12 protein-coding genes are annotated in these 11,820 nt (G+C 67.9%); 8 read left to right on the top strand and 4 right to left on the bottom strand.

The features are described 5' to 3' along the window. Window positions 1–227: 227 nt before the first annotated feature. Window positions 228–977: a 16S rRNA (uracil(1498)-N(3))-methyltransferase gene (locus JWQ89_RS20555; RefSeq protein WP_299644172.1), complete on the bottom strand. Its 750-nt coding sequence runs from the start codon at window positions 975–977 to the stop codon at window positions 228–230. Between the two features lie 58 nt (window positions 978–1,035). Between JWQ89_RS20555 and ubiA the strand changes: the two genes are divergently transcribed. Beyond that, window positions 1,036–1,971 carry a 4-hydroxybenzoate octaprenyltransferase gene (ubiA, locus tag JWQ89_RS20550; protein WP_299644169.1) on the top strand — a complete coding sequence of 312 codons (936 nt, stop codon included), beginning with the start codon at window positions 1,036–1,038 and terminating at the stop codon, window positions 1,969–1,971. Window positions 1,972–2,239: 268 nt separating this feature from the next. On the opposite strand, the gene JWQ89_RS20545 is transcribed toward ubiA, so the two are convergent. Then, window positions 2,240–2,773 (bottom strand): DUF6101 family protein, encoded by a 534-nt coding sequence (locus JWQ89_RS20545; protein WP_299644166.1) that lies wholly within the window; start codon window positions 2,771–2,773, stop codon window positions 2,240–2,242. A 314-nt stretch (window positions 2,774–3,087) separates the two neighbouring features. Here JWQ89_RS20545 and JWQ89_RS20540 point away from each other — a divergent pair, with 314 nt between their 5' ends. Together JWQ89_RS20540 and JWQ89_RS20535 are read left to right on the top strand one after the other, a co-directional pair. Continuing rightward, the gene (locus JWQ89_RS20540) at window positions 3,088–3,933 is read left to right on the top strand and encodes a 3'(2'),5'-bisphosphate nucleotidase CysQ (protein WP_299644164.1); all 846 of its coding nucleotides are present in this window, start codon (window positions 3,088–3,090) and stop codon (window positions 3,931–3,933) included. Beyond that, the gene (locus JWQ89_RS20535) at window positions 3,930–4,178 is read left to right on the top strand and encodes a DUF4170 domain-containing protein (RefSeq protein ID WP_299644162.1); all 249 of its coding nucleotides are present in this window, start codon (window positions 3,930–3,932) and stop codon (window positions 4,176–4,178) included. The genes JWQ89_RS20540 and JWQ89_RS20535 overlap by 4 nt, the downstream gene beginning before the upstream one ends. A 175-nt stretch (window positions 4,179–4,353) precedes the next feature. Here the strand turns inward: JWQ89_RS20535 and JWQ89_RS20530 are convergent, their stop codons facing one another. Beyond that, a complete protein-coding gene (locus tag JWQ89_RS20530; RefSeq protein ID WP_299644160.1) occupies window positions 4,354–5,610 on the bottom strand; it encodes a glycosyltransferase N-terminal domain-containing protein in 1,257 nt (418 codons plus the stop codon). Window positions 5,611–5,755: 145 nt separating this feature from the next. Between JWQ89_RS20530 and JWQ89_RS20525 the strand changes: the two genes are divergently transcribed. Genes JWQ89_RS20525 through kdsA form a run of 4 tightly spaced genes read left to right on the top strand, consistent with a single transcriptional unit; the run spans window position 5,756 to window position 9,047 of the window. Next, complete coding sequence (locus tag JWQ89_RS20525) at window positions 5,756–6,748, top strand: KpsF/GutQ family sugar-phosphate isomerase (RefSeq protein ID WP_299644157.1); 993 nt, start codon at window positions 5,756–5,758, stop codon at window positions 6,746–6,748. Window positions 6,749–6,751: 3 nt separating this feature from the next. Continuing rightward, a complete protein-coding gene (gene kdsB / locus JWQ89_RS20520; RefSeq protein WP_299644154.1) occupies window positions 6,752–7,570 on the top strand; it encodes a 3-deoxy-manno-octulosonate cytidylyltransferase in 819 nt (272 codons plus the stop codon). After that, the gene (locus JWQ89_RS20515; protein WP_299644153.1) at window positions 7,567–8,199 is read left to right on the top strand and encodes a histidine phosphatase family protein; all 633 of its coding nucleotides are present in this window, start codon (window positions 7,567–7,569) and stop codon (window positions 8,197–8,199) included. Before kdsB ends, JWQ89_RS20515 begins: the two co-directional genes overlap by 4 nt. Continuing rightward, window positions 8,199–9,047, top strand: a complete 849-nt coding sequence (gene kdsA, locus JWQ89_RS20510; RefSeq protein WP_299644151.1) for a 3-deoxy-8-phosphooctulonate synthase — start codon at window positions 8,199–8,201, stop codon at window positions 9,045–9,047. The genes JWQ89_RS20515 and kdsA overlap by 1 nt, the downstream gene beginning before the upstream one ends. A gap of 8 nt (window positions 9,048–9,055) precedes the next feature. On the opposite strand, the gene JWQ89_RS20505 is transcribed toward kdsA, so the two are convergent. Further along, the gene (locus JWQ89_RS20505; protein ID WP_299644149.1) at window positions 9,056–10,597 is read right to left on the bottom strand and encodes a glycosyltransferase family 39 protein; all 1,542 of its coding nucleotides are present in this window, start codon (window positions 10,595–10,597) and stop codon (window positions 9,056–9,058) included. Between the two features lie 167 nt (window positions 10,598–10,764). On the opposite strand from JWQ89_RS20505, the gene JWQ89_RS20500 reads away from it, so the two are divergent. Continuing rightward, window positions 10,765–11,820: glycosyltransferase family 39 protein (locus tag JWQ89_RS20500; RefSeq protein ID WP_299644147.1), on the top strand; the 1,056-nt coding region annotated here is incomplete at its 3' end.

Below are 11,820 nucleotides of genomic sequence, written 5' to 3'. Positions count from 1 at the left end.
CCGGGCGCAGCGGGTTTTTTCGGTAGACATGCTTTTCGTGTTCGGTGCCGACGCGCCACTCGGATTTGGGTTTGCCGCCAGCGGCCATGACCTCGATCAGGTCGGCCCGCGATTCAATCAGCGGTGCGTTTTCTTTGCCGGACATAGGCACTCCAACAGGCACATCTGCCGGGCTCCTGGCCGGGCGCGGCGGACAATAGCCAGCCGCGCTCCGAATGCAATGGGCTTTATCGCCAATCGCCGATGGTCGACTGGACTACTGCCAGGGCGGCGACGGCGGCGGTGTCGGCGCGGAGGATGCGGGGGCCCAGACTGATAGGGATTACAAAGGGTTGGGAGAGGAGGAGCTGCCGCTCCTCGTCGGAAAAGCCGCCTTCGGGGCCGATCAGGATGCCGATGGGGAGCCCGTCGAGATTTAGAAGTGCAGTGTTCGGTGCGTCGTTCGGCGCGCTTTCGTCACAGAAGATCATGCGCCGGAGGCCCTGCTTCTGCTGCCAGGTATCGACGAGCTCGGCGAGGGCGACCTCCTCGGCCACTTTGGGGACCGTCAGCACCTCGCATTGCTCGGCAGCCTCGATGACATTGGCGACCAGTTTGTCGGACTTGAGCTTCGAGACCTGGGTGAAGCGGGTGATCACCGGCTGGATCACGCCGGCGCCCATTTCGGTGGCCTTCTGCACGAGGTAATCGAGCCGGCCGGTCTTCAGCGGGGCGAAGCCGAACCAGAGGTCGGATTTCGGGGTCTGGTGCTGGGTCTGGACGACGATCTCGAGCGTCGCCCCCTTCCGGTGATCGTCGGCGATCCGCGCCATCCAGGCGCCGTCGATGCCGTTGAAGACGACCAGGGCATCGGCCTTCTTCATGCGCAGCACGGTCAGCAGGTAGTTGGTGGGCTCGCGATCGAGGGCGAGCGCTGCGCCCGCTGCAAGCGGGGCCTCGACGAACAGGCGAGGCAGGGTCTTGTGCGATCTGGGCATCGTGGTACGCGTGACATAGAGGGTGGCCAGCGGCCATTACCGCATACAAGAAAGCCCAATGCAAACAACCGACAAAACAGCGGGCGCGGTGGCGGATGCGAGCCGGGACAACTGGGTCGACCGCTACGCGCCCGAGTGGCTGAAACCATACGCGCGGCTGGCGCGGTGGGACCGGCCGATCGGCTTCTGGCTGCTGTTCTGGCCGTGTGCCTTCTCGCTCGCGCTGGCGACGCTCAAGGTGCCGGCCAACGGCTTCGACTGGCGGGCGTTGATCCTCTGCTTCGTCGGCGCCGTGGCGATGCGCGGCGCCGGCTGCACGTTCAACGACATCGTCGATACCGATATCGACATGAAGGTGGCCCGGACCCGCTCGCGGCCGATCCCGTCCGGACAGGTGAGCAAGCGCCAGGCGGCGCTATTCCTCGTGCTGCAGGCGCTGGTCGGGCTGGTGGTGCTGCTGCAGTTCAACGCGCTGACGGTGCTGCTGGGGGTCGCGTCGCTGGTGCTCATCGCGATCTACCCGTTCATGAAGCGGGTTACCTGGTGGCCGCAACTATTCCTTGGACTCGCCTTCTCGTGGGGGGCGCTGATCGGCTGGACGTCGCAGACCTCGGCGCTGTCGCTGCCGCCGGTGCTGCTCTACCTCGGGACCATCCTCTGGACCATCGGCTACGACACCATCTATGCGCTGCAGGATGTGGAGGACGATGCGCTGATCGGGGTGCGTTCGACGGCAAGGCTGTTCGGCAGGCGGGCCCGGCTGTTCGTCGCGCTGTTCTATGCGGGGACGGTGGCGCTCTGGGTGGCTGCGGCGCTGATGGTGGGGGCGGGCTGGCCGTTCCTTGCCGGCATGCTGGTGGTCATCGGCGTTTTCGGGTGGCAGATCCGCACACTGCAGCCGAAGGAACCGGCCAACGCGCTGGTGCGCTTCAAGGCCAACCATTGGGTCGGGTTGGCGTTCACGCTGGCGATGCTGGCGGACTGGGTTGTGTAGCGCCGGTGCGAGTTGACCCAAGCGGCGCCGGTGTGAGTTGAACCCCCACCCCTGTCCCCTCCCCGCAAGGGGGAGGGAGACCCTCACACTGACATCGGGCGTGTCCCTTCGGGAAATAGGAACGGGGCCGATCCATTTTCAGGATCGGCCCCGGCTCGAGTAGAATTGGAGGTCGCTTCGAGACTTCTTCTTTTCCGACAGCTCAAGCGTGCATGGGATCGCTATCGGCTTGTTGCAGTATGAACGGGTCAGGCACGAAATAGTTGCATCAGGATGCGCCGGTTTCGCCGGGCTTCCTGCGGTTGAGGAAGCGCGGGCGGCGCTCGGCGTCGGCGGCGAGCCGGCGGCGGTCGTGCTTCAGGCCCAGCGCCACGCCGTCGACCTGCTGCGAATAGGGGAGGAGGTTGCCGTCGCCGGCCTTGATGAACAGCGGCAGACGGAGCTTCTTGCCCCAGTTCTGCCACTCGGCGACTACGTTGGAATTGCCGATTTCCTCGAACACGCGGTAGTTGAGGTCCGGGTCGCCATGCACCAGCTCGATGGCGCTCGACAGCACACCGTCTTCGGTGATCGAGGTCGAGACGGCGACGCCGATGAACTCATCGACCGGCACCTTGATCTTGATGGCGACGCCGCTCTTTTCGAGCGTCTTGCGTACCGTCACGGTTTTCACCGGTTCCTTGGGGCCGTTGTCGTTGGCCGGGCCGAAGTACCGGGCAGTCAGCGAACGCGTACGGGGGGCCCTGCCCTCGCCGAACAGCATGACAACCGACGAACCGTCGATCCCAACACGACCCTGCATGATGTGCCTTCCTGTCAACTTTCGAGAGCTTGTTTGCCGCTCTCTTTGATGAGCCCAATCTAACCGCCTCCCTTGGCTCCCCGCTTAAGAAACTGGGTTAAGTTTAGGTTGTTTTGCGAAGGGTTAGCGGGGTGTCACCGGGTGTAACGCAGTCTTAAGCGCGTGCAGTTCCATGCGCTTAACCAACGGGCCGGGAGGCAGGTGAACGGCGGGGCTCCCTGTCCCCCGCGAGGCAGCGAAAGCACAGTGGCAGGCCTTGTTCCTGCCGGCTGATGCGCCTAGAAGCACCGCCAGCGCCCCTGTACGGAAACCTGATGAAGATTGCTGCCCAGACTACTGCTGCCGACGACCGCGAATTGTTGCGCTCGGCCGCCGTTACTGCCGGGATCATCGCGGCCGGGTACTTCCGCAAGGACCTCAAGACCTGGACCAAGGAGAACGCCTCGCCGGTCAGCGAGGCGGATATCGCGCTCGACAAGTTCCTCAAGTCGGCCCTGCTGGCGGCCCGGCCCGACTATGGCTGGCTGAGCGAGGAAAGCGTCGACAACCCCGACAGGCTCAGCCACCGGCGGGTGTTCGTGGTCGATCCGATCGACGGTACGCGCGGCTTCATCCGCGGCGAGGACAGCTGGACCGTATCGCTGGCGGTGGTCGAGGACGGCGTTTCCGTCGCCAGCGTCGTCTATGCGCCGGCGCGCGACGAGATGTATGACGCCGCCATCGGCGAAGGCGCGCAACTGAACGGCAAGCCGCTCATCCGCCAGCGCAACCCGGGCCGCAGCGCTCCGCTGATCCCGGCGCCGGGCGCGGTGCACCAGGAATTGCAGGTCGCCGGGCTCAACTATACGCGCGGGCCGGCCTATCCCTCGCTGGCCTATCGGCTGGTCCAGGTGGCGACGGGCAAGCTCGACGCGGCTGTCACGCGGCGCGGCGCTTCGGACTGGGACGTCGCGGGCGCGGCCTGTATCCTCGCCGAGGTCGGCATCGACTTCGAGGACGTGTGCATAGGCGCCTTGCGCTTCAACCGCCCGGAAATCCGGCATGGCGCGCTTGCGGCGCTGGTCGAGCCTTCGCTAAAAGCGCCTCTGCACGCGGCACTGGTCAAGGTCTATGGCTGTCCGCAACCGCAGCAAGTCGATCTGGAGCGTCTGACGCCGTGAGCAAAGACAAGAAAGCCGAGCCCAAGCAGCAGCTCTTGCATCTCGTCCTCGGGGGCGAAGTGGAAAAGGGCGACGACATCGTGTTCAAGGATCTCGACGCGGTCGATCTCGTCGGGGTGTATCCGAACTATGCCGCAGCACAGGCGGCGTGGAAGCAGAAGGCGCAGCTCACCGTGGACAATGCGGAGATGCGGTACTTCGTGGTGCATCTGCACCGGCTGCTGAACCCGGACGACGACGAGTAGGTTTCGGCCGGCCGACGACAGACGTGCAGTCCTGTGCGGGCTGACCCCCACCCCTGTCCCCTCCCCCTAAACATGGGGAGGGAGACCCTCACACTGGCGGCGGTGTTTTCGTCTCCCTCCCCATTCTTAGGGGGAGGGGACAGGGGTGGGGGTCCACGGCCACCGGGGCCTGTAGCTACCCCCCGAGTTCCTCGATGAGCCTCGCCGCCAGCCCGTCGAGCCGGGTTGCGGCGTCGTCGGACACGACACGGAACGCTTCGACCATCTGCTGGCGGCGGGGGGCATCGTCCAGCAGCCCCAGCACGGTGTCCGCGAGTTGATCCGCCGCAATCACCTGCACGGCGCAGCCGATTGCCGAGAGCGCGGCGTGGAGCGGCTTTTGGCGTTCGATGTGGGGGCCGTAGACGCTCGCCGCCCCTAAGTGCAGCGGCTCGGCGAGGTCGTGGCCGCCGACCGTGGAGAAGGTGCCGCAGACGATGCCGATGGTGGCGCGCCCGTAAACGCGCGCCAGGCGGCCCATCTCGTCCAGCCAGACCAGCCCGCCGGCGTCACTTATCGCCGCTTCGCTGTCGATGATCCTGAGCTCGGGGCCGAAGCGGGCGCTCAGCACTTCGCCCGGGATCTTGCCGGGATAGCGTGGCACGAGCACCAGCCGCACGTCAGGGCGCCTCGCCCGAAGGGTCGCGATGGCAGGGGCCAGCAGGTCGATCTCGTCGCGGTGGATGTTGCCGAAGGCGACCAGCGGCGGTTCGTCCTTCACCGTCCGGGCGGTGGTGCGCAGCGACACCAGCTTCAGGTTGCCCAGCACCTCGACATGATCGCGCGACACGCCGAGCTCGGCGTAGCGTACGGCGATGGCGTCATCCTGGGCATAGATGCGGCGCGCCCTGGCGATGGTGCGGCGGGCGACGGCGGGGAAGCGCCGGTGGCGGGCGAAGCTGCGTGGCGACATGGTGGCGTTGACCACGACCACCGGCACGCCGGCCTCTGCGGCGGCGGCGAACTGGGCCGGCCAGAACTCGGATTCGACGAGGACGAGCAGGTCCGGCCGCACGCTATTGAAGATGCGGCGCTGCGCTTCGAGCGTATCGAGCGGCATGACGAAGCTCGAATTGTCGCCGGCGATGGCGCGCACCCGCGCGTAGCCGGCATAGGTGGTGGAGGAGAGGACGACCGAGAGCCCCGGGTCACGCTCGAGCAGCCGCTGGCGCAGCAGCTCGGCGACCTTCGATTCCCCGGCGGAGACGGCGTGGATCCAGATGCGCTTGCCGTGGGCCGGCTGGGGCAGCACCGGGTTCAGGCGCCTTGCCAGCCAGTCGGCGCCGCCTTCGTCGCTGTGCGAGAAGCGCGACAGCACGGCATAGTGCAGCCAAGAGGCCGCCGCGACCAGCGTGCCATAGGCCTTCCATCGAAACGGCACCGCTTCGGTCACGCACACTCCTCCGTTTTGCAGGACCCATGCTGACTAGCCCGTCCACCGCCGCCGCACAACCTCGCGAGCGCTTGCTTGCGAGGGCTTGGCGATTGCTGCTAAGCCACGGCCCATGTGTTCAGCGAGGCGCGAACCGGGCCGAAACGTGCGCTATCCGATTGCCAACGATGCGCGTCTGCAGCAGCTGAGCCTCGATGAGGCGCGGGCCGCGATCCGCATCGAGACCGAGGGACTCGAGGCTCTCGCCGCGGGGCTCGACGGGGCCTTCGTGGCGCTGGTCGAGCTGATCCAGCGAGCGCCGGGGCGGGTCATCCTCTCGGGCGTCGGCAAGAGCGCGCATATTGCGCGGAAGGTTGCGGCGACGCTGGCCTCGACCGGCACACCGGCACAGTTCGTCCATGGCGGCGACGCGAGCCACGGCGATCTGGGGATGATCACCACCGCGGATGTGGTGGTGATGTTCTCGAAGTCGGGGGACACTCCGGAGCTGGAGGATCTCGCCAACTATTGCGTGCGGTTCGATATTCCGCTGGCGCTGGTGACGGTGCACCCGGACTCGCGGCTGGGGCGCGCGGCGAACATCGTCATCGGCCTGCCCGATGCACGCGAGGCCTGCGAGATCACGGCGGCGCCGACCACTTCGACGACGATGATGGCGGCGCTGGGGGATGCGCTGGCGGTGGTGCTGCTACGGCGGCGCGGCTTCCAGGCGGCGGATTTTCATGTCTTTCATCCGGGCGGGACGCTGGGAAGCGCCCTGCTGACGGTGGGCGAGGTGATGCATCGCGACGAGCAGCTGCCGCTGGTCGGGGCGGGGACGAGCGTTGCCGACGCGATCCTCGAGATGACGTCGAAGGGCTTTGGCTGCACCGGCGTCGTGGATGGGACGGGCGAGCTGCTGGGGATCATCACGGATGGGGACTTGCGGCGGCACATGGCGGATGGGTTGCTGCGGCAGACGGCGGTCGAAGTGATGACCGTGGGGCCGCGCACCATCGCTGCCGATGCGTTGCTCAGCGAGGCGCTGCGGCAGATGACGGCGCTGACGCCGCGGATCAGCGCGATCTTCGCCATGGACGGCCGGCGGCCAGTCGGCATCGTGCATCTGCACGATTGCCTGCGTGTCGGCCTCGTCTGAGCGGTGGGCGACCTTATCGTCATTCCGGCGCGCTATGGCTCGACCCGATTGCCCGGCAAGCCGCTGCAGCCGATCGCGGGGCGGCTGCTGCTCGAGCGGGTTGCGGCGATTGCCATCGCGGCGGCGCGGGAGCTGGGCGATGCCGAGGTGCTGGTGGCGACCGATGACGCGCGCATTCTCGATGCGGCTCGGGGCCTGGGGCTCGAGGCGGTGATGACGGCGAGCGAGATCACTTCCGGTTCGGGGCGGGCATTGGCGGCGTTGCGGGCGACGGGACGGGTCGCGGGGCTGGTGGTGAACCTGCAGGGGGATGCACCGTTCACGGCGCCGGCGCATATCGTCGAGATCGTGCGTTCGGCACGGGCTTCGTCGGCGGATGTCACGACGCCGGTGGTGCAGCTCGACTGGGCGCGGCTCGATGCGCTGGTGGCGCACAAGCGGACGACACCGGCGAGCGGCACCACGTGCATACGGGATGCGTCGGGACGGGCGGTGTGGTTCTCGAAGGCGGTGCTGCCGTTCATGCGCAAGGAGGCGGAGCTGCGGCGGAGCGCGGCGCTGTCGCCGGTGCTGCAGCATGTCGGGCTCTACTGCTATCGAACGGCGGCGCTCGAGGCGTTCGAGGCGGCGCCGGTTTCGCAGTACGAGCAGCTCGAGGGGCTGGAGCAGTTGCGGCTGATCGAGCTTGGGCTGGATATCCGGGCGGTGATCGTGCCGCCGGCGCGGATCACCATGAGCGGGGTGGACAGCCCGGCCGATGTGGAACGGGCGGAGCGGCTGATTGCCGAGTTCGGCGATCCGTTCGTCGATTGGCGGCCATGACCCGGCTGGTGATCGTCAGGCACGGGAACACGTTCGAGGCGGGGGAGGCGCCGCGCCGGATCGGGGCGCGCACGGACCTGCCGCTGACGGGCACCGGCGTCGAACAGGCGCGAGCGCTGGGGCGGCATTTTGCGGCCAATGGAGTGCGGTTCGATCGGGTGCTGGCGGGGGAGTTGCAGCGGACACGGGCGACGGCTGCGGAGATTGTCGGGGAACAGGCCCCGGCTGTGGAGACGGTGGCTTTTCTGACCGAGATCGACCATGGGCCGGATGAGGGGCAGCCGGAGGCGGAGGTTGTCGCGCGGCTGGGGAGCGAGGCCATCGCGCTGTGGGAGACGGAGCGGGTGGCGCCGGACGGGTGGGAGGTCGGGGCGCAGTGGCGCGTTTCGGCGTGGCGGGAGTTCGTCGAGCGGACGGCGGAGGAGTTGCCGGAGGGGACGATTTTGCTGGTGACCAGCAATGGGGCGGCGCGGTTTGCGCTGGCGGCGCTGGGGCTGAAGCCTGGGGCCGGGATGAAGTTCCGGACCGGGAGTTATGGCGTGGTGGAGGTTGGCGGTGGGGCCGATTTTCGACTACTGGCATGGGATGTGCGACCGGGTGAGACATCCGGCGAGTTGGGTTGGGTTTGATGCAGCAGGTTTTCGTCGATGGGCCGAACGGGGGGCGGGTCGGGTTCGGGTCCGATCTGCCGCTGGCCTTCATCCTGGGTCCGTGCGTGGTCGAGAGCCGGGACCATGCGCTGAAGACGGCGGGATTTCTCGCCGAGCTCGGGGAGCGGCGGGGCATTCCGCTGGTCTACAAGTCGTCGTTCGACAAGGCCAACCGCACCAGCGGAAGCAGTTTTCGCGGCATCGGCATGGACGAGGCGCTGCGGATCTTCGAGGCGGTGAAGGCCGAGACCGGGCTCCCCATCACCACCGACGTGCATGAGCGCGAGCAGTGCGCGGCGCTGGCCGAGGTGGTGGATATCCTCCAGATCCCGGCGTTTCTCAGCCGGCAGACGGACCTCTTGGTGGCGGCAGCGGCCACCGGCCGGGTGGTGAACGTCAAGAAGGGGCAGTTCCTCGCGCCGTGGGACATGAAGAATGTGGCGAAGAAGCTGGACGGCGCTGGGGCTTCCGGGGTGCTGCTGACCGAGCGCGGCACGAGCTTCGGCTACAATACGCTGGTGGTCGACATGCGGGGGCTGCCGATCATGGCGGAGACCGGCAAGCCGGTGATCTTCGATGCCACGCACTCGGTGCAGCAGCCGGGTGGGCGGGGGGAATCGTCGGGCGGCGAGCGGCAGTATGCGCCGGTGCTGGCACGGGCGGCGGTGGCGGTGGGGGTCGCAGGGGTGTTCATCGAGACGCACGAGGACCCCGACAACGCGCCTTCGGATGGGGCCAACATGATCCCACTGACCGAGATCGACGGACTGGTCGCCGAACTGATTGTGCTCGATGCGATCGCCAAGTCGCGGGGTGTCGGCCGGTAGGTTTCGGTCTAGTCGGCGCGCGGGAAGACGCCGGTGGGGCCCACCACGGCGAGGACGGCGTAGTATTCCGAGCCTGCGCCGTCGTCCCGTTCGACCACCTTGATGAGGCGTGTGGTGGCGAATTCGGGGCGCGTCGGGAGGGCCGCGGCAGCCTCGGGAGAAGCCACTTCCTCCACCAGCAGAGCGGGCGACAGCGCGGGGTAGCGCTCGGCGGGCGGTACGTAGTCGTAGCGCGGGTGTGGAGCGATATCGCGGACCGGGCGCAGATCGCCGGCGGCTCGGCCGTAGAAGAACAGCTCGCCGGTCAGCCGGTAGCTGCCATCGGTCCAGATCGCCCGGGCGCCGGTTTCGTCGGCGAGCTGGCGCACTTCGGCGGCGAGGCTATCCCAGCCGCGGAGCAGGCGGGTGCGGTCGGCGATGCCGAGGTTCAGCGGGTGGTAGACGGCCTGCACATAGGCAAAGCCGATTAGCGCCAAGCCGAATACGACTTGCAGGCTGGTGGCGAGGCCGATGGTCCATGCGCGGGCCACTCGCCTGGGCAGCAGGCACACGAATGCCGCGCCGATCAGCGCCAGCGACGGGGCCAGCGGCTGGGTCCAGTTGACCTCGACGCGGGAATGGAGCGCGTGGAAGAGGAAATAGAGCAGCACCGGCAGCGCGGCCAGCACCGGCAGCGCCAGTCGCGCGCCCTCGCGCCGCCCCTGCCCCAGGAAGAAGCCGGCGATACCCAGCAGCGCGCAGACGAGCAGCGCCGGCCCCATCGCTGCGGCCTGGCCGACGATGAACTCCACAACTGGCCGGCCGAGCGTGGTGTCGAAGTCGACGACGCGGGCGCCCTGGAACAGGAAGGATTGCCACTCGTGCTGGTAGTTCCACCAGAGCACCGGCGAGAACACCGCTAGTGCGAAAAGCCCGCCGGCCCAGAGCTGCCAGAGCCGGAGCTGTGACCGCCCGTCGCCGGTTCCGAAGAGGAACAGCACCAGACCGAGCCCGAACCATAGGTTGGTGTATTTCGATGCCAGCCCGGCGCCGGCGAAGAGGCCCACCGCCAGCCACCAGTTCGGCCGACTGCGTGTCACAGCTTCGGCGGCGGCCCAGAGCGACAGGGTCCAGAACAGGGTCGAGGGGGCGTCAGGGGTGGCGATGAAGCTCAGCGATCCCTGGAGGGTGAGGCAGTACCAGGCGACGGCAAGCGCGGCCGCGGTGCGCCCCGGCACGAGGAGCCGGCCGGTGCGATAGAGGGCGGCGAGGACGACGAGCCCCGCGAGCAGCGGGAGGAGGCGCACCCCGAGCAGCGTGTCGCCGGCCAGCGCCCGCCCGAGCGCGGTCATCACGGCGACGGCGGGCGGGTGGTCGAGATAGCCGGGGGCCAGGAACGCCGACCACATGGCATAGTAGGCCTCGTCGCCATCGAGCCCGACGTTGAGTGCGACGAAGAGCTTGGCGGCAAAGGTCGCGGCCACCAGCAGCAGCGCGAAGACCTCGAGCCCGGTCAGCCGCACGCGCGCGGGCACGTCGAAGGGAATGTTGGTTTCGGTGGTCTGTGCCATTCGGGCTTGTTGCAAGAGACGCGAGGCCGTATCGAGGCGGCCAGCTAAACCACGGATCGGACCGGTTCGGAATGATTTTCGCGCGAGAGCCAGCCGCGGCGAATGAGCATGGCGCCCTGCCCCAGTCCGTTCCGGCGCTCGAAGCTGACTCTGCGAATCGCTGGGTGATGGCTGTCATCGTCGTGGTGACGGCGTGCCGGCTAGCCATCGCCGCGGTGCTGCCGGCTGGGGTCGACGAGGCCTACAGCCTCGGGATCGCGCGGCAGCTGTCGCTGAGTTACTTCGACCATCCGCCGCTGCATCTGTGGCTCGTCGGGCTGTGGGCGAAGCTGTGGGGCAGCGAGGACCTGTTGCTGCTGCGGCTGCCCTTCGTGCTGCTGGGGGCGCTCTCCACCTGGCTGATCCATGCGCTGGGGAGGCGGCTGTTCAGTGTCGGGGCGGGCGTCTGGGCGGCGGTGATCTTCAATCTGGCGCCGGTGTTCGGGCTGGCGCACGGGGGGCTGATCCTGCCCGATGGGCCGCTGATCGCGGCGTCGCTGGCCACCGCGCTGATCGTGGCGCGGATCGTGTTCGAGCCGGCGGAAGGGGCGAAGCTGGGGTTATGGGCGCTGGCGGGGCTGACGGCTGGACTGGCGCTGCTGTCGAAATATCACGGGGTGCTGCTGATCCTCGGGGTGGGGCTGTTCCTTGCTACCACCCGCGACGGACGCAAATGGCTGCTGACGCCGGGGCCTTGGCTGGCGGCGGGGATTGCGGCGCTGTGCTTTCTGCCGGTGATTGCGTGGAACATGCAGCACGACTGGGCGTCGTTCGCATTCCAGTCGGGCCGGGGTCGGTTCGGGAGCGAGTTCAGGCCGCTGGGTCCGCTGGAATCACTGCTGCTGCAGGCGGCGTATCTGCTGCCGTGGATCGGGGTGCCGCTGGCGATCGTGCTGGTTCGGGCCATCGCGGGAGGACCGGGCAATACGCGGCGATGGCTGCTCGCCTGCCTCGCGGCATTGCCGATCGTCGTCTTCACCGGGCTCACGTTTTTCGGGCGCGGCCTGCCGCATTGGCCGATGCCGGGCTGGCTGTTCGCCATCCCGCTGCTGGGGGAGGCACTGGCCGATGCGGGACGCAGGGTGCGGCCGGTGGCGGTTGCCACCGCCGCCGTAACGGTAGTGCTGCTGGCGGGGCTCGCGGTGGTCGTCACCATGCAGGCACGGTGGGGGAGCTTCGATGCG

The sequence above is a fragment of the Devosia sp. genome (assembly GCF_028290645.1).
Classification (GTDB): domain Bacteria; phylum Pseudomonadota; class Alphaproteobacteria; order Rhizobiales; family Devosiaceae; genus Devosia_A.
This window is presented reverse-complemented; position numbering and strand designations above follow the sequence as displayed.

Excerpts from the sequence above, each read along its gene's own strand:
- JWQ89_RS20545 (WP_299644166.1), bottom strand. The coding sequence starts at position 2,773 with ATGCAGGGTCGTGTTGGGATCGACGGTTCGTCGGTTGTCATGCTGTTC.
- ubiA (WP_299644169.1), top strand. The coding sequence starts at position 1,036 with ATGCAAACAACCGACAAAACAGCGGGCGCGGTGGCGGATGCGAGCCGG.
- JWQ89_RS20555 (WP_299644172.1), bottom strand. The coding sequence starts at position 977 with ATGCCCAGATCGCACAAGACCCTGCCTCGCCTGTTCGTCGAGGCCCCG.
- JWQ89_RS20540 (WP_299644164.1), top strand. The coding sequence starts at position 3,088 with ATGAAGATTGCTGCCCAGACTACTGCTGCCGACGACCGCGAATTGTTG.
- JWQ89_RS20505 (WP_299644149.1), bottom strand. The coding sequence starts at position 10,597 with ATGGCACAGACCACCGAAACCAACATTCCCTTCGACGTGCCCGCGCGC.
- kdsA (WP_299644151.1), top strand. The coding sequence starts at position 8,199 with ATGCAGCAGGTTTTCGTCGATGGGCCGAACGGGGGGCGGGTCGGGTTC.
- JWQ89_RS20515 (WP_299644153.1), top strand. The coding sequence starts at position 7,567 with ATGACCCGGCTGGTGATCGTCAGGCACGGGAACACGTTCGAGGCGGGG.